Source organism: Methylobacterium segetis (assembly GCF_004348265.1).
GTDB classification, from domain to species: Bacteria; Pseudomonadota; Alphaproteobacteria; order Rhizobiales; family Beijerinckiaceae; genus Methylobacterium; species Methylobacterium segetis.
Genome location: NZ_SMNT01000006.1, coordinates 14,373 through 31,088 on the forward strand (window position 1 = coordinate 14,373; position 16,716 = coordinate 31,088).

At 69.2% G+C, this 16,716-nt stretch carries 13 protein-coding genes; 4 read left to right on the forward strand and 9 right to left on the reverse strand.

Annotation, left to right across the window (positions count from 1 at the left end; genetic code table 11):
* Positions 1-41 precede the first annotated feature (41 nt).
* A complete protein-coding gene (gene msrP / locus E1J50_RS02655; RefSeq protein ID WP_132250136.1) occupies positions 42-986 on the forward strand; it encodes a protein-methionine-sulfoxide reductase catalytic subunit MsrP in 945 nt (314 codons plus the stop codon).
* A 14-nt stretch (positions 987-1,000) separates the two neighbouring features.
* Here the strand turns inward: msrP and E1J50_RS02660 are convergent, their stop codons facing one another.
* The 9 genes from E1J50_RS02660 to carA form a co-directional block, all read right to left on the reverse strand.
* Entirely contained in the window at positions 1,001-1,708 is a 708-nt protein-coding gene (locus E1J50_RS02660; protein ID WP_132250138.1) for a hypothetical protein, read from the reverse strand.
* A 203-nt stretch (positions 1,709-1,911) separates the two neighbouring features.
* Positions 1,912-2,802 (reverse strand): LysR family transcriptional regulator, encoded by an 891-nt coding sequence (locus E1J50_RS02665; RefSeq protein ID WP_109891460.1) that lies wholly within the window; start codon positions 2,800-2,802, stop codon positions 1,912-1,914.
* A gap of 351 nt (positions 2,803-3,153) precedes the next feature.
* Positions 3,154-4,134: a thioredoxin-disulfide reductase gene (gene trxB / locus E1J50_RS02670; RefSeq protein WP_132250140.1), complete on the reverse strand. Its 981-nt coding sequence runs from the start codon at positions 4,132-4,134 to the stop codon at positions 3,154-3,156.
* A 22-nt stretch (positions 4,135-4,156) separates the two neighbouring features.
* Positions 4,157-5,161, reverse strand: a complete 1,005-nt coding sequence (locus tag E1J50_RS02675) for a mitochondrial fission ELM1 family protein (RefSeq protein ID WP_245516401.1) — start codon at positions 5,159-5,161, stop codon at positions 4,157-4,159.
* A 10-nt stretch (positions 5,162-5,171) separates the two neighbouring features.
* A complete protein-coding gene (locus tag E1J50_RS02680; protein WP_425374904.1) occupies positions 5,172-5,699 on the reverse strand; it encodes a hypothetical protein in 528 nt (175 codons plus the stop codon).
* 10 nt (positions 5,700-5,709) lie between these two features.
* Positions 5,710-6,186: a transcription elongation factor GreA gene (gene greA / locus E1J50_RS02685; RefSeq protein WP_207919138.1), complete on the reverse strand. Its 477-nt coding sequence runs from the start codon at positions 6,184-6,186 to the stop codon at positions 5,710-5,712.
* A 126-nt stretch (positions 6,187-6,312) separates the two neighbouring features.
* On the reverse strand, positions 6,313-9,786 hold the full coding sequence (gene carB / locus E1J50_RS02690; protein WP_132250146.1) for a carbamoyl-phosphate synthase large subunit: 3,474 nt from the start codon (positions 9,784-9,786) through the stop codon (positions 6,313-6,315).
* Positions 9,787-9,994: 208 nt separating this feature from the next.
* On the reverse strand, positions 9,995-10,369 hold the full coding sequence (locus E1J50_RS02695; RefSeq protein WP_132250148.1) for a hypothetical protein: 375 nt from the start codon (positions 10,367-10,369) through the stop codon (positions 9,995-9,997).
* A 114-nt stretch (positions 10,370-10,483) separates the two neighbouring features.
* Positions 10,484-11,719 carry a glutamine-hydrolyzing carbamoyl-phosphate synthase small subunit gene (gene carA / locus E1J50_RS02700; RefSeq protein WP_132250150.1) on the reverse strand — a complete coding sequence of 412 codons (1,236 nt, stop codon included), beginning with the start codon at positions 11,717-11,719 and terminating at the stop codon, positions 10,484-10,486.
* Between the two features lie 186 nt (positions 11,720-11,905).
* Here carA and E1J50_RS02705 point away from each other — a divergent pair, with 186 nt between their 5' ends.
* The 3 genes from E1J50_RS02705 to rpoD all read left to right on the forward strand — a co-directional run bounded on the left by E1J50_RS02705 (position 11,906) and on the right by rpoD (position 16,556).
* Positions 11,906-12,370, forward strand: coding sequence for a GatB/YqeY domain-containing protein (locus E1J50_RS02705; RefSeq protein ID WP_132250152.1), 465 nt, complete (start codon positions 11,906-11,908; stop codon positions 12,368-12,370).
* An 82-nt stretch (positions 12,371-12,452) separates the two neighbouring features.
* Complete coding sequence (dnaG, locus tag E1J50_RS02710; RefSeq protein WP_132250154.1) at positions 12,453-14,363, forward strand: DNA primase; 1,911 nt, start codon at positions 12,453-12,455, stop codon at positions 14,361-14,363.
* A gap of 198 nt (positions 14,364-14,561) precedes the next feature.
* Positions 14,562-16,556: an RNA polymerase sigma factor RpoD gene (gene rpoD, locus E1J50_RS02715; protein ID WP_132250156.1), complete on the forward strand. Its 1,995-nt coding sequence runs from the start codon at positions 14,562-14,564 to the stop codon at positions 16,554-16,556.
* The last annotated feature ends 160 nt before the right edge of the window (positions 16,557-16,716 follow it).

Genomic DNA, 16,716 nt, shown 5'->3' on the forward strand with positions numbered 1-16,716 from the left:
GCGCCCCGGGAGCGGGGCGTCGAGACAGGCAAGGGAGCGCCATGCACATCATGCGTCGTCGCGGCTGGGAGATCCCCGAGCACCGGGCCACGCCGGAGGCCGTGTTCCTCAACCGGCGGGCGCTCCTCGGCGGCGCGGCCGGCCTCGTCGCCGCCTCCTCCCTCGGGCGCAACCCCGCCCTCGCCGCGGAGGCGCTCTACCCGGCCCGACGCAACGAGGGCTACACGCTCGACCGGGCCGTGACGCCCGAGCGCTACAGCGGCGACTACAACAATTTCTACGAGTTCGGCACCTCGAAGACCGTGCTCCCGGCCGCCAACGCCCTGAAGACGAGCCCCTGGACGATCAAGATCGACGGGCTCGTCGAGAAGCCCTTCGAGATCGGCGTGGACGACCTCATCCGGAAGGTCGGTCTTGAGGAGCGGCTCTACCGGCACCGCTGCGTCGAGGCGTGGTCGATGGCGGTGCCCTGGACCGGCTTCCCGCTCTCGAAGCTGGTGGCGCTCGCCAAGCCCGGCTCGGGCGCGAAATACGTCCAGTTCCAGACCTTCCTCGACAAGGGCATGGCGCCCGGCCAGCGGCAATTCTTCTATCCCTGGCCCTATCTCGAGGGCCTGACCATGGCCGAGGCGAACAACGACCTCGCCTTCCTGGTGACGGGCGTCTACGGCAAGCCGCTGCCGAACCAGTTCGGCGCGCCGATCCGCCTCGCGGTGCCGTGGAAATACGGGTTCAAGTCCGCGAAGTCGCTCGTGAAGGTGTCGTTCGTCGCCGAGCGCCCGAAGACCTTCTGGGAGGGCCTGCAGGCTTCCGAATACGGCTTCTGGGCCAACGTGAACCCGGCCGTGCCGCATCCCCGCTGGAGCCAGGCGAGCGAGCGCGTGCTCGGCACCGACCAGCGCGTGCCGACGCTGATCTACAACGGCTACGGCGAGCAGGTCGCCGACCTCTACAAGGGCCTGGAGAAGGAGCGCCTGTTCGTCTGAGGTCGAGGGATGCCTCAGGCGAGGAGACCGGCCCGCTGCGGTTTCCGATCCGATATCGAGACGCCCTTCGCCTCGGACACGGCCGCGATGTAGGTCATCGACGCCGAGGTGAGCTTGCCATCCTTGAACGACATCTCGCCGGAGAGGTTCTGGATGGCGGCCCGGTGCGCCGTGTAGCTGTCGAAGGCCCGCGCCTTCTCGTCGTCCGTCCTGGCCTGGCGCTTCTCCTCCGCGTAGACCTCGAGCGCCTGCTGGGCGGCCCGCATCGCGTTGAGCGTGGCAACCTCCTTGAAGGCCTTGGCTGCGTCCGGATCGTCGGCAAAGAATTTCTCGAGCTTCTTCTTGTAGGGGCTGTCCGTCGTCACCTTGCCGAAGCTGTCGAGCTTGAAGGTCGTGGCGTCGTCGAGCGGTATGCCGAGGTCCTTGAAAACCGTGACGAGCCGCTCGGCCAGGGCATCGGTCTTCCGCTGGGCTAGTCCGGCGAGAGAGGTATCGGCCTCGATCGGGAGCGCGGAGTCGGGCGCGGCCTTCGTCCTCGACGCAGCCCTGGCCTGATCCGACAGGTTCACCGAGAAGGCCGGGCCGGCGTTGCGCGCCACCTTGGCATCGCCCCGGGTCTCGGGCGCGGCTGTCCGTGCAGCGACGCTCGTCGAGCCGCCGGTCTGCGCTGCCCGACGGTCGCTCGGCTTGGGCAACGCGCTCGTCGAAATGCTCGTCGGCATGAGGGCAGCTCTCCGCTGGCTCGTTATGAGCGGGCGCTGCAATCCGAAGGAATCGTCAGTCTCGACGTGCGAGCAGGCCGGCTCGCGCTCATCGTAGAGACACTGCACTTAACGACCGGTTCCGAAAATCAGACTTGCGAGGCCGGAAAAGCGATCTTTACATTCCGATCCCGACTTCAGGACTGGTCGTAGTCTTGCAACCGTCAGTAGGTCCAGCGCTGCGCCTTCGTGACGAGGAAGTCGCGGAAGGCCTGGACGCGGGCGACCGAGCGCATCTCCTCGGCATAGACGAGGTAGCTCTCCAGGCTCGGCATGTCGCTCTCGCCGAGCACCTGGACGAGGTTCGTGGTCCCGTCCACCGCGTAGTCCGGCAGGATGCCGATGCCGACGCCGGTCTCCATCGCCACCTGCAGGGCGGCGATGTTGTTGACGGTGAAATGGACCGGGCGGCGCTCGCGGCCTTCGCGGCCGATGCTGGCGAGCCAGTGGGCGGCCAGCAGGTAGGAGGGCTCGTTGCCGCCGAACGAGACGAGGCGGTGCTCGTCGAGGTCGTCGATCGTCTTCGGCTCGCCGAAGCGCTTGATGTAATCCTGGCTCGCGAAGGCGTGGTAATGCACCGTGAAGAGCCGGCGCTGGATCAGGTCGGGCTGCGCGGGGCGCCGCATCCGGATCGCCACGTCCGCCTCGCGCATGGCGAGGTCGAGCTCCTCGTTCGTGAGGATCAGCTCGACGCGGACATCGGGGTAGAGGTCGAGGAACTCCGAGACGCGCTGGGCCAGCCAGGACGTGCCGAGGCCGACCGTCGTCGTCACCTTGAGATCGCCCGTCGGCCGCTCGCTCGTCTCGACGAGGCGGGCCTTGGTGTTCTCCAGGCGCAATTTCATGTCGCGCGCGGCGCGGAAGAGCAGGTCGCCCTGCTCGGTCAGGATCAGGCCGCGGGCGTGCCGGTGGAACAGGGGCGCGCGCAGCTCGCGCTCCAGCGCGCTGATCTGGCGGCTCACCGCGGACTGGCTGAGGCCGATATCGTCGCCCGCCCGCGTGAAGCTGCCGGCTTCCGCCACGTTGAGGAAGATCCGGATCTTGTCCCAGTCCACCGTCGAACTCCCCGAAGGCGGCGCGGCGCCGGGGACGCTGGCGTCCCGGGAGACCGTCCGCTGACGCCGGTCACGATCCGGCGTCGCCATCCCTCGCCAAGCAACCGCCGCGGTTCATCGATGATGCGCCGGCCGACGATCCGGGACGAGACGATGTCGGCCTGCGCCGACATCGTCAGGATAGGACTTCCCTCTTGCGATTTGGTTGCACCATAACGCAAGTCGATTTGCGAAGATTTTGTTGACGGCTCAAGGAAACGGTGTCGCCTGACACGAAATCGTTCCTTGGCGGGACAACGTGGCAATCCCCCCCCGCGGGGGCGGGGAGGGGCACGCACCGGCCGCCTCGAATCACTCGGCGGCGGCGGCCTGCTGCGGGCTCTCGCCGACCTCCAGGTTCGCCAGGAACTTCTCGGCCTCGAGCGCGGCCATGCAGCCCATGCCGGCGGCGGTGATCGCCTGACGGTAGATGTCGTCCGTGACGTCGCCCGCGGCGTAGACGCCGGGGATCTCCGTCTCCGCGGTGCCGGGCCGCACCGTGAGATAGCCGCCGTGACGCATGGGCAGCTGTCCCTCGAAGATTGCGGTCGCCGGGGTGTGGCCGATCGCGACGAAGACGCCGTCGGTCTGCCGCTCGCTCACCGCGCCCGTCCGCGTGTCCTTGAGGCGCACGTGGGTGACGTTCGGGGCCGGATGGAGGGTGCCGCAGATCTCGTCGATCTCGCTGTTCCAGAGCACCTCGACGTTCGGATGCTTGAACAGGCGCTCCTGCAGGATGCGCTCGGCGCGGAAGGCGTCGCGCCGGTGGACGACGGTGACCTTCTTGGCGAGGTTGGCGAGGTAGAGCGCCTCCTCGACCGCGGTGTTGCCCCCGCCGACGACCACGACCTCCTTGCCGCGGAAGAAGAACCCGTCGCAGGTGGCGCAGGCCGAGACGCCGCCGCCCTGGAACTTCGCCTCGGACGGGATGCCGAGCCACTTCGCCTGCGCGCCGGTGGCGATGATCAGCGCGTCGCAGGAATAGGTCTCGCCGGAATCCGCCTCGAGCCGGAAGGGCCGCGTCTTCAGGTCGACCTTGGTGATGTACTCGGAGACGATCCGGGTGCCGACATGCTCGGCCTGGAGCCGCATCTGCTCCATCAGCCAGGGACCCTGGATCGCCTCGGCGAAGCCCGGGTAATTCTCGACATCGGTCGTGATCATCAGCTGGCCGCCCGGCTGGAAGCCGGAGATGAGCAGGGGCTCGACCATGGCGCGGGCGGCGTAGATCGCGGCCGTGTAGCCGGCCGGCCCCGAGCCGATGATCACGAGCTTGGCGTGGGTGTGAGCCATACGTCTTCGTCTCCTGAGGCCGTCAGCCGTCGAGCCTGTGCCGGTGGGCGGCGTAGGCGCCAGCCAGCGCCCGCGCGATCACCGGCGTCGCGTCGATCGGCTTGTACGACAGAGGCTCCAAATGACCGATGAAGGGCTTGAGCGCCCCGGCCATGGCGAGCCCGGCGAACATCCGCCGATGGCGGATATAGGTACGGGGAAGGTCGAACAGCAGGACCGGCACGCCGGTGCTCACGGCCTCGCTGACCATGTTCGCGGAATCCGAGGTCACGACGATGGCCTCGGCGAGGGCCAGCAGGCTCACGTAGGGGTTCTCGCCGGTCCCGTCCCAGAAGAAGCCGCCCGTCTCGCCGACGAGCGCGCGCAGCGCGTCGCTCAGGGGCTGGGGCGTGCGCCGCGAGACCGTCACCATCAGGCGCCGGTCCCCGGCCGCGAGCCGGCGCAGGGACTCGACGAGGCGCTTCATGTCCGCCTGGCGGTAGCTGAGGTGGCGCGAATCGCCGCCGATCAGCACAGCGATCCGGGGCCCGTCGAGGGCGACGAGGCGCGGATCGGGGTGCCTGCGGGCGGCCGCGAGGCGCGAGGCCGTGACGAGGTGGGGCGCGGTGAGCGTCGTGAAGACGTTGGGCCCGCGCAGATCGTCGTAATCGGGCACCCAGATGAAATCCGCGCTGTCGTGGCCGGTCCGCGGATCCTTGAGGAAGGCGGTGAAGGTCCGGCCCCGCGTGGCGCGGCGGAGCGCGCGCAGGTAGGGCACGGCCCGGCGACCCGAAGCGAGCATCAGGTCCGGGAACGGGCCCGCGAGCGCGCCGCGGCCGGGAGCCTCCCGCGGGTCGATCGGGCCCCAGGGCGCCGTCCAGCCGAAGGGGCCGCGGGCCGGGATGCGGCGGATCTCGTAGGCGAGGCCGAGCGTCTCGGCGATGCCGATGCACTGGTTCTCGTCCCCCGCCTTGCCGTCGGTGACGATCCAGGCGCGCGCGCCGCGCAGGTCGGGGACGGGCGGCGCCGGCGGGTTCCGGTCGATCACGGTCGTCACGTCATTCGGCGGGAAGCTGGCGGCGCAGCCACTCGGCGTAGATGTTCGCCACCGCGGTCACGCGGCGGCGCTCCGAGACCGGATCGTACCAGGGACCGCCGTAGCTCGACGGGGTCGCCGTGAGCTGCGGGTGCCGACCGAGGACGGCCCCGCCGCGCCCGATCAGGAGCGCCTCGCCGTCGAGGTAATCCGTCTGGTTGCCGCCGCCGAGACCGCCGCGCCCCCCGCCCTGCGCACCGGCATAGGGCGGCAGCGAGAGGCCCCGGACCAGCACGACGAGCATCGGCCCGCGGCCGCCGAGCCGCCCGGCGAAGGCGCGCCGGAGCGCGACCGTGAGGTCCGCCCGCAGGGCTTCCGCCTGCAGGCCGTTCCCCTGCGCGATCAGCGGGCGAACGTCGACGCGGACATCGGCGAAGCGCTCGCCGTTGAGGCTGGGGAAATCATCGGCCGCGGCGCGCCCGGCCCCGAGGCCGAGGGCCGCCGTCAACGCCAGCCCGACGGCCCGTGCGGCCGCCCGCGATGAGGAGATCGGCACGGCCTCAGCCGCCGTACTGCACGCCGACGACCTCGTAGGACTTGCCGCCGCCCGGCGTCGTCACTTCGACGGTGTCGCCGACGCCCTTGCCGATCAGCGCGCGGGCGATCGGCGAGGTGATCGAGACGCGGCCCGAGCGGACATCCGCCTCCGGCTCGCCGACGATCTGGTAGGTCTTCTCCTCCTCGGTGTCCTCGTCGAAGAGCTTCACCGTGGCGCCGAACTTGATCTTGTTGCCGGACAGCTTCGAAACGTCGATGATCTCGGCGCGCGAGATCATGCTCTCCAGCTCCAGCACGCGGCCCTCGTTGTGCGACTGGGCCTCCTTGGCGGCATGGTACTCGGCATTCTCGGAGAGGTCGCCCAGCGCCCGCGCCTCGGCGATCGCCTGGATGATCCTCTGCCGCTCGACCTGCTGGCGATGCTTCAGCTCCTCCTCGAGAGCCGCGAAGCCACGCACCGTGATCGGAACCTTGTCGATCGTCATCGTCTCGCGCCACAATGAAGAAGCCCGGCCGGGAGCCAGATCGCTCCCTCCGGGCCAGATGAGGTCAAATCCCGAACCGTCTCGAACCGCGGGTGCGATGGCACCCGCGACTCTTACCGCTCAGGCCGCGAAGTATTCCTGCAAGGCGCGCACCTGAAGATCGCCTTCGAGGTAGGCCTTGATCCCCTCGGCCGCCGCCATCGCGCCGGCTAGAGTGGTGTAGTACGGGACTTTATGCAAGAGGGCCGCCCGGCGCAGCGAGCGCGAGTCGGACAGCGCACCTGCTCCCTCGGTGGTGTTCAGGACGAGGTGGATGTCGCCGTTCTTGATGGCGTCGACCACGTGCGGACGGCCCTCCAGCACCTTGTTGATGCGCTCGGTCGGAACCCCGTTCTCGACGAGGAACTTCTGGGTGCCGCCGGTCGCCAGGATGGCGAAGCCGAGATCCTTGAGCGTGCGCACGGCGGGCAGGATCCGCGCCTTGTCCGCGTCGCGCACCGAGACGAAGACGGTGCCCGTCGTCGGCATCGAGGCGCCCGCGCCGATCTGGCTCTTGGCGAAGGCGACCCCGAAGCCGCCGTCGAGGCCGATCACCTCGCCGGTCGAGCGCATCTCCGGCCCGAGCAGCACATCGACGCCGGGGAAGCGGGCGAAGGGGAACACCGCCTCCTTGACCGCGATATGCGCGAGCGTCTTCGGCTTGAGGCCGAAGCCTGCCAAGGGCTCGCCGGCCATGATGCGAGCCGCGATCTTCGCGATCGGCTCGCCGATCACCTTCGCGACGAAGGGCACGGTGCGGGAGGCGCGGGGGTTCACCTCCAGCACGTAGATGACGCCGTCCTTGATGGCGTATTGCACGTTCATCAGGCCGCCGACCTGGAGGGCCAGCGCCATCGCCTTCGTCTGGCGCTCCAGCTCCGCGATGATCTCGGGCGAGAGCGAGCGGGGCGGCAGCGAGCAGGCGGAATCGCCCGAGTGGATGCCCGCCTCCTCGATGTGCTCCATGATGCCCGCGATGTAGACGTCCTTGCCGTCGCAGACCGCGTCGACGTCGACCTCGACCGCGTCCGACAGGTAGCGGTCGAACAGGAGCGGGTTCTTGCCCAGCACCGTGTTGATCTGGCCCGTCTTGTCGTTCGGGTAGCGGGCCTTGACCTCGGAGGGGATCAGGCTCGGCAGCGTGTCGAGGAGGTAGTCCGCGAACTGCGTCTCGTCGCGGATGATCGCCATGGCCCGCCCGCCGAGCACGTAGCTCGGGCGCACCACGAAGGGCAGGCCGAGATCGGCGGCGACCAGCCGGCTCTGCTCGACCGAGTAGGCGATGCCGTTCTTGGGCTGCTTCATCCCGAGCTTGTCGAGGAGGCGCTTGAACTGGTCGCGGTCCTCGGCGAGGTCGATCGCGTCGGGCGAGGTTCCGAGGATCGGCACGCCGGCCGCCTCCAGCGCGCGCGCGAGCTTCAGCGGCGTCTGGCCGCCGAACTGCACGATGACCCCGTGGAGCGTGCCCGCCTGGCGCTCGGTCTCGATGATCTCCAGGACGTCCTCGGCGGTCAGCGGCTCGAAATAGAGCCGGTCCGAGGTGTCGTAGTCGGTCGACACGGTCTCCGGATTGCAATTGACCATGATGGTCTCGTAGCCGGCCTCGGAGAGCGCGAAGCAGGCGTGGCAGCAGCAATAATCGAACTCGATGCCCTGGCCGATCCGGTTCGGGCCGCCGCCGAGGATGATCACCTTCCGGGCGTTCGTGGGCTGCGCCTCGTCGACCACCGCGCCCGCGAAGGGGGCCACGTAGGTCGAGTACATGTAGGCGGTCGGCGCCTTGAACTCGGCCGCACAGGTGTCGATGCGCTTGAAGACGGGGCGCACGTCGAGGGCGCGGCGCTTGGCGCGCACCTCCGCCTCCTCGAGGCCGGCCAGCACCGCGAGGCGCGCGTCCGAGAAGCCGGCGGCCTTGAGCTGCCGGAAGGCGCCCGGGGTCCCGGGCAGGCCGTGCGCCTTCACCCGGTTCTCGAGATCGACGATGGCCTGGAGCTGCTCGAGGAACCACGGGTCGATCTTGCAGGAGGCGTAGACCTCCTCGTGGCTGACCCCGAGGCGGAGCGCCTGCGCGACCTGGAGGAGCCGGTCCGGCGTCGGCGTGCCGATGGCGGCCTTGATGGCGTTGTGGTCGTCGCCCTTGCCGAGGCCCTCGATCTCGATCTCGTCGAGGCCGGTCAGCCCCGTCTCCAGGGAGCGGAGCGCCTTCTGCAGCGATTCGGCAAAGCACCGGCCGATCGACATGGCCTCGCCCACCGACTTCATGGCGGTGGTGAGCGTCGGCTCGGCGCCGGGGAATTTCTCGAAGGCGAAGCGCGGGATCTTGGTGACGACGTAGTCGATCGTCGGCTCGAACGAGGCCGGGGTGGCGCCGCCCGTGATGTCGTTGGCGATCTCGTCGAGCGTGTAGCCGACCGCGAGCTTGGCCGCGACCTTGGCGATCGGGAAGCCGGTCGCCTTCGAGGCGAGGGCCGAGGAGCGCGAGACGCGCGGGTTCATCTCGATCACGATCATGCGCCCGTTCTCGGGGTTGATCGCGAATTGCACGTTCGAGCCGCCGGTCTCGACGCCGATCTCGCGGAGCACCGCGAGGGAGGCGTCGCGCATCACCTGATATTCCTTGTCGGTGAGCGTCAGCGCGGGGGCGACGGTGATCGAATCGCCCGTATGCACCCCCATCGGGTCGATGTTCTCGATGGAGCAGACGATGATGCAATTGTCGGCCCGGTCGCGGACGACCTCCATCTCGTACTCTTTCCAGCCGAGCACGCTCTCCTCGATGAGCACCTCGTTCGTCGGCGAGGCGTCGATGCCGCGCTCCACGATGTCGAGGAACTCCTCGCGGTTGTAGGCGATGCCGCCGCCCGTGCCGCCCATGGTGAAGGAGGGGCGGATGATGGCCGGGAGCCCGACCTCGGCGAGGGCCACGAGGGCTTGGCCCAGCGCGTGCTCGGCGTAGCGCTTGCGCCGGTCGCCCTCGCCGCGCTGCCACTTCTTCTCGAACTCGGTGAGCGCGGCGCGCCGCGCGGCCGGCTCGGGATTTGCCGCCTCGATGCCGGCGACCTCGGCGAGGTACTTCTCACGGTCGGCCTTCTTGGCGGCCGAGGCGTTGGCGAGCGCCGATTTCGGGGTCTCGAGCCCGATCTTCGTCATCGCGTCGCGGAACAGGTGCCGGTCCTCGGCCTTGTCGATGGCTTCCGCCGTCGCGCCGATCATCTGCACGCCGAACTTCTCGAGCACGCCCATGCGCGGGAGGGAGAGGGCGCAGTTCAGCGCCGTCTGGCCGCCCATGGTCGGCAGGATCGCGTCGGGACGCTCCTTCTCGATGATCTTGGCGACGATCTCGGGCGTGATCGGCTCGACATAGGTCGCGTCCGCCATGTCCGGGTCGGTCATGATGGTGGCGGGGTTCGAGTTGACCAGCACGATGCGGTAGCCCTCCTCGCGGAGGGCCTTGCAGGCCTGGGTACCGGAATAGTCGAACTCGCACGCCTGTCCGATGATGATCGGACCCGCACCGACGATCAGGATCGAGGAGATATCGGTGCGTTTGGGCATCGGACGCCTTCATACAGGCACGCGCGCCCGTCCGCGCGCGGCGCCGGGGAAGCGGAGCGGCAACGGGGCGGGCGCAGGCGGCGTGGATTGTCGTTCGGCCCCGCGTTTACACGCAGGCGTGCGCGTTTGAAAGAGCCGGATCGGAGAGCGGGCGCGCGTCGGGCGCACCCCTGGCGGGTGCGCCCGGAAAACCGCCTCGGCGCCGGCCTCAGAGGCCGATGTAGAGGGCGGCGACCGCCCGGTCGATCGAGAGGTAGAACACGCCGAAGGCGACCATCGCCGCGGCGGCGAATTCGAGGGTCAGATTCGGCAGCGTCTGCGTCCGGCGCATGATCTCGCGGCCGAAATAGACCGAGAGCCAGGCGACCGTCAGCACGGCCGGCAGGACGAAGAGGAAGGAGAGGGTGCTCTCGACGCGGTCGAGGCCGGTCGGGTCGAGCAGGGCGCGGATGTTGCGGACCCACGGCGCGTAGCACGCGGCGTAGAGCGTGGTCAGCCAGGACAGGCCGACCGCGACGCCGAGATGGAAGGTGAAGATGCGATGCAGCCGCGAGAAGTCGTCGCGCGCTTCGTCCAAGGTCATCCGACAGCCCCGATCTGTTGTCCGCCCCGCCGACGATGCGTTGCTGCATCGCCGTTGACGGGCGCGGACGATGGGATGCGGGGCAATCCCGGGTTTTTTATGACGCGCGTCCGGTCAGCGCCCTGCCATCTCGGTCTCGGGCTTGTTCTCGCGCATCAGGGTGACGAAGCGCTCGAACAGGTAGTGGCTGTCCTTCGGGCCGGGCGAGGCTTCCGGGTGGTGCTGCACGGAGAAGGCGGGCCGGTCGCTCAGCGTCAGGCCGCAATTCGAGCCGTCGAAGAGCGAGACGTGGGTCTCGACCGCGTTTCCGGGCAGGGTTGCCGGGTCCACCGCGAAACCGTGGTTCATCGAGACGATCTCGACCTTGCCGGTGGTCTTGTCCTTCACCGGATGGTTCGCCCCGTGATGGCCCTGCGCCATCTTGACGGTGCGCCCGCCGAGGGCGAGGCCCATGAGCTGGTGGCCGAGGCAGATGCCGAAGGTCGGCACCCGCTCGTCGAGGAGCTTGCGGATCACCGGCACGGCGTAGGTGCCGGTGGCGGCCGGGTCGCCGGGACCGTTCGAGAGGAAGACGCCGTCGGGCTTGAGCGCGAGGATCTCCTCGGCGCTGGTGGTGGCCGGCACCACGGTGACGTCGCAGCCGGCCTCCGCCAGCAGCCGCAGGATGTTGCGCTTCACCCCGTAATCGATCGCGACGACGCGGAAGCCCTGGCCGAGCTCGCGCTTGCCGTAGCCGCCCTGCACCGCCCAGACCGTCTCGGTCCAGGAGGAGGTCTCGCGGCTCGTCACCGGCGGCACGAGGTCGAGGCCCTCCATCGGGGCGAGGGCGGCGGCCTGCGCCTTCAGCGCCTCCCGGTCGAATCGCCCTTCCGGATCGTTGGCGATCACCGCGTTCGGCATGCCGTTGTCGCGGATGCGGGCGGTGAGCGCGCGGGTGTCGACGCCCGTGATGCCGACGATGCCGCGGGCCCGCAGCCACGCGTCGAGATGGCTCGACGAGCGCCAGCTCGAGGGCTGCGTCACGGCGGAGGCGATCACGACGCCGCGCACGCCAGAGGCCGGCGCCGCGTCGAGGCTTTCCAGATCCTCGTCGTTGGTGCCGACATTGCCGATATGCGGGAAGGTGAAGGTGACGATCTGCCCCGCATAGGACGGGTCCGTCAGGATCTCCTGGTAGCCCGTCATGGCGGTGTTGAAGCAGACCTCGCCCTCGGCGACGCCGGTCTGGCCGATGCCGAAGCCTTCGAGGATCGTGCCGTCGGCGAGCACGAGGAGGGCGGTGGCCAGGGGCTCGGCCCAGGGCTCGGGCGCGGGACTCGAATGCGCTGGCGCGCCATCGTCTTGCAGCATCGGCGTGATCTCGCTTATGTCCGGCCGACCCGAGGCCGGGAGGCGGCCCTGCGCGTTCGGGTGGCGTGATATCTCGGGCGCTCTTAGCGAGCGGCCCGCGTCAGGGTCAATGTGGCCCCGGCGGGCCGACGGCTCAACCGCCGGGAATCGCAGGCCACCCAACAGCTTTTCGAATTGGAGAGACCGATGTCCCTGCGCGAGCGCCTGACCGCGGAGATGAAGGAGGCCATGAAGGCCGGCGAGAAGGCGAAGCTCGCCACGGTGCGGATGATCCAGGCGGCCATCAAGGACCGCGACATCGAGGCCCGCGGCGCCGGCAAGGGCCAGGCGACCGAGGACGAGGTGCTGGCGCTCCTGCAGAAGATGATCAAGCAGCGCAACGAATCGGCCGGCGTCTACGACCAGGGCGGCCGCCCCGAACTCGCCGGGAACGAGCGCGCCGAGGCGGCGATCATCGCGACCTTCCTGCCCCAGCAGATGGACGAGGCCGAGACGAAGGCCGCGATCGAGGCCGCCATCGCCGAGACGGGCGCCGCCGGCGCGAAGGACATGGGCAAGGTCATCGGCGCCCTGAAGGGGAAGTACGCCGGGCGCATGGACTTCGCGAAGGCGAGCGGGCTGGTGAAGGATGCGCTCAACGCCAAGGCGTGAATCACGGGCATGATCGGCAGGGTGCTGGGACTCAGCCAATGCGATCCGATAAGGTGTCCGGCTCGTCAAACCGGACCTGAGCGTGCGCTACCCGCCACACCTCCTCGATGAGATCCGCGCCCGCCTGCCGGCCTCCGACGTGATCGGCCGGCGCGTACGCCTGAAGAAGGCCGGCCGCGAGTGGCGCGGGCTCTCGCCCTTCAATTCCGAGAAGACGCCGTCCTTCTACGTGAACGACCAGAAGCAGTTCTATCATTGCTTCTCGTCGGGCAAGCACGGCGACGTCTTCACCTTCCTGATGGAGACGGAAGGGCTGAGCGTCCCCGAAGCGGTCGAGCGCTTGGCCGGCGAGGCCGGGGTCGCGCTGCCGGCGCCGACCGAGAATGCCCGCGAGATGGAGACGCGGCGGCGCGGGGCGATCGAGGTGATGGAGCTCGCCGCCGCCTATTACGAGGAGCAGCTGCGCGCGCCCGCCGCCGCCCAGGCCCGGGCCTACCTCGACAAGAGGGGCCTCGGCTCGGAGATCCGCGTCCGCTTCCGCCTCGGCTATGCGGGCTCGGAACGCTACGGCCTGCGCGACTTCCTCGCGGGCAAGGACGTGCCGAAGGACCTCATGGCCGAGCTCGGCCTGCTCTACGCGGGCGAGGACGTCGCCGTCCCCTACGACCGCTTCCGCGACCGGATCATGTTCCCGATCGCGGATGTGCGCGGCCGCGTCATCGCCTTCGGCGGCCGCGCGATGCAGGCGGACGCCAAGGCGAAGTACCTGAACTCGCCGGAGACGCCGCTCTTCCACAAGGGGCAGGGGCTCTACAACCTGCACCAGGCCCGCAAGGCGGCCCACGAGCGCGGCACGATCATCGCCGTCGAGGGCTACGTCGATGTCATCGCCATGACGATGGCGGGCCACGCCAACACGGTGGCGCCCCTCGGGACGGCGCTGACCGAGGAGCAGCTCGGGCTGCTCTGGCGGCAGGCGGACGAGCCGATCCTCTGCTTCGACGGCGACAAGGCCGGCCAGCGCGCCGCCTTCCGGGCGCTCGACGTGGCGCTGCCGATGCTCGAGCCCGGCAAGTCCCTGCGCTTCGCCCTTCTGCCGGGGGGGCAGGATCCGGACGATCTCCTGCGCTCGGGCGGTGCCTCCGCCATCGACCGGGTGCTGGAGGCGGCCAAGCCCCTCGTCGAGGTGCTCTGGGCCCGCGCGGTCGAGGCCGGCCCCACCGACACGCCGGAGCGCCGCGCCGGCCTCGCCAAGGGCCTGCGCGAGATGATCGCGATCATCCGCGACGAGACCGTCCGGAGATACTATCGCGACGAGATCGAGGAGCGGCTGCGGGCGCTCTCCCCGCGCGCCGCCCAAGCCCGTCCGGGCTTCCAGCAGGGCGGGCGCGCGAACGGCTTCCAGCGCCGCGGCGGGCGACCCGGCGACCCGCCGGCCTCGCCCCGGCTCACCGCGGCCCCGAGCGCGCTGCTGGCGCGATCCTCGGGCTTCGCGGGGGGCGGGAACTTCCGGGAGGCGATGATCGTCGGCAGCCTCGTCGCCCATCCGGAACTCCTCGGCCTCAACGTCGAGGAATTGGCCGAACTCGAATTCGAGGATGCCGACGCGGTCACGCTGCGCTCCTTCCTCCTCGACCGCGCGGCCGAGGCGGCGGAGGCGGATGCCTCCCTCGTCGAGAGCCAGATCACGCGCGCCGGCCTCGAGGAGGCGGTCGAGCGGCTCGCGTTCCGGGTCCGTCCCGGCGACCGATGGGCCCTCGATCCGCACGCCGATCCCGTGCGTCTCGAAGACGCATTGCGTCAGGCTATGATCTTGCACCGCAAGGCGGGAGCGCTACATAGCGAACTCCGCCAGGCTGAGCGGGCGCTGGTCGAAGAGGAAACCGAGGCCAATTTTGCGTGGCTCTGCGATGTCAAGGCACGCTTGGCCGTGGTGGCCGGAGCGGAGGCCGAGACGGATGTGCCGGAGACGACCGACTCGACCGCGCCGTAAAGCTGGTGCAAAGGCGTCGGAGCGACGCTCCGCCGCCGCATAGTTAACAATCGGTCAAGCGTCTTGCTTGCATACCGGGTTGAGGATCGAAGCGGCCGGGTCGCGAACCGGTCGTGGTTCACGCGCATTGCGGCGTCGATGGCGCGGAGCGGCCCGAAAGCTCCCGCATCGCACCGCCACGAAAACAATAGGCTGATCATGGCGACGAAGGCAACTGAACGGGACGAGACGGACGCCGCTCCGGCGGAACAGACCGACGGGCCGCTCCTCGACCTGACGGATGCCTCGGTAAAGCGGATGGTGAAGCTCGCGAAGAAGCGCGGCTACGTCACCTACGAGGAAGTCAACGAGGTCCTGCCGGACGGTCAGTCGGATCCCGACCAGATCGAGGACGTGCTCGCCCAGCTCTCGGAGATGGGCATCAACGTCGTCGAGGCGGAGGAGACCGACGAGGCGGCGACAGAGCGGCCCGCCAACGGCGAGGCCGCCGAGGACGAGGAGGGGGCCGAGGGCACGGAAGTGGCCGAGGTCTCGCCCGCGCGCGCCGTCGCCGTGCGCTCGGAGACCACCAAGGAGCCGACCGACCGCACGGACGATCCCGTCCGCATGTACCTGCGCGAGATGGGCTCGGTCGAGCTCCTCTCCCGCGAGGGCGAGATCGCGATCGCCAAGCGCATCGAGGCCGGCCGCGAGGCGATGATCGCGGGCCTCTGCGAGAGCCCGCTCACGTTCCAGGCGATCATCATCTGGCGCGACGAGCTCGTCGACGGAAAGGTGCTGCTGCGCGACATCATCGATCTCGAGGCGACCTACGCGGGTCCCGACGGGAAGAACGCGCCCCAGATCGCCGAGGGCGAGGAGAGCGAGGAGAGCGAGCCGGCCGCGGCGCCCGAGGGCGGCGACGACGAAGACGACATGGAGAACAACGTCTCGCTCGCCGCGATGGAGGCCGAGATCAAGCCGCGCGTCCTCGAGACGTTCGACGCGATCGCCGACAATTACCGCAAGCTTCGCAAGCTCCAGAACGAGCAGGCCGCCCGGAAGGCGTCCGGCGAGGGCTCGACGGCCTCCCAGGGATCGAAGCTCTCCGAGCTGAAGGACGTCGTCGTCGCGGACGTGAAGTCGCTCTCGCTCAACAACAACCGCATCGAGGCGCTCGTCGAGCAGCTCTACGACATCAACAAGCGCCTCATCTCCCACGAGGGGCGGCTGATGCGCTACGCCGAGAGCCACGGCGTCGCCCGCGACGAATTCCTGCGCCACTACCAGGGCTGGGAGCTCGACCCGAACTGGATGGAGCGGGTCGGCACGCTCGGCGGCAAGGGCTGGAAGAACCTCGTCGAGAAGGGCGGGCGGCAGGTCGGGGACCTGCGCGAGCAGATCCTGACGCTGGCCTCGGAGACGGGGCTGGAGATCGGCGAGTACCGCAAGATCGTCAACATGGTCCAGAAGGGCGAGCGCGAAGCCCGTCAGGCCAAGAAGGAGATGATCGAGGCCAACCTCCGCCTCGTGATCTCGATCGCCAAGAAGTACACCAACCGCGGCCTGCAGTTCCTGGACCTGATCCAGGAGGGCAACATCGGCCTGATGAAGGCGGTCGACAAGTTCGAGTACCGCCGCGGCTACAAGTTCTCGACCTACGCCACGTGGTGGATCCGGCAGGCGATCACCCGCTCGATCGCCGACCAGGCCCGCACCATCCGCATCCCGGTGCACATGATCGAGACGATCAACAAGATCGTCCGCACCTCGCGCCAGATGCTGCACGAGATCGGCCGCGAGCCGACCCCGGAGGAGCTGGCCGAGAAGCTGGCGATGCCGCTGGAGAAGGTCCGCAAGGTCCTCAAGATCGCCAAGGAGCCGATCTCCCTCGAAACTCCGATCGGCGACGAGGAGGACAGCCACCTCGGCGACTTCATCGAGGACAAGAACGTCGTCCTGCCGATCGACGCGGCGATCCAGTCGAACCTGCGCGAGACCACGACGCGCGTCCTCGCTTCCCTGACGCCGCGCGAGGAGCGGGTGCTGCGCATGCGCTTCGGCATCGGAATGAACACCGATCACACCCTCGAGGAGGTCGGCCAGCAATTCTCGGTGACCCGCGAGCGCATCCGCCAGATCGAGGCGAAGGCCCTGCGCAAGCTCAAGCACCCGAGCCGGAGCCGGAAGCTCAGGAGCTTCCTCGACAACTGAGCGGAGACCGCGACGCGGCGCTCCTCTCCAGCAGATCTCGGGGCCACCCGAGATCTGCCACCTTCCGGGCATCGGCGGGTCCGATCTCGGAAGCCGGAATTCTGCTTTCCCGATTCTATTTCTGGTTTCAGCCGCGCGTCGGTAATGTCCGTGCGCCGCG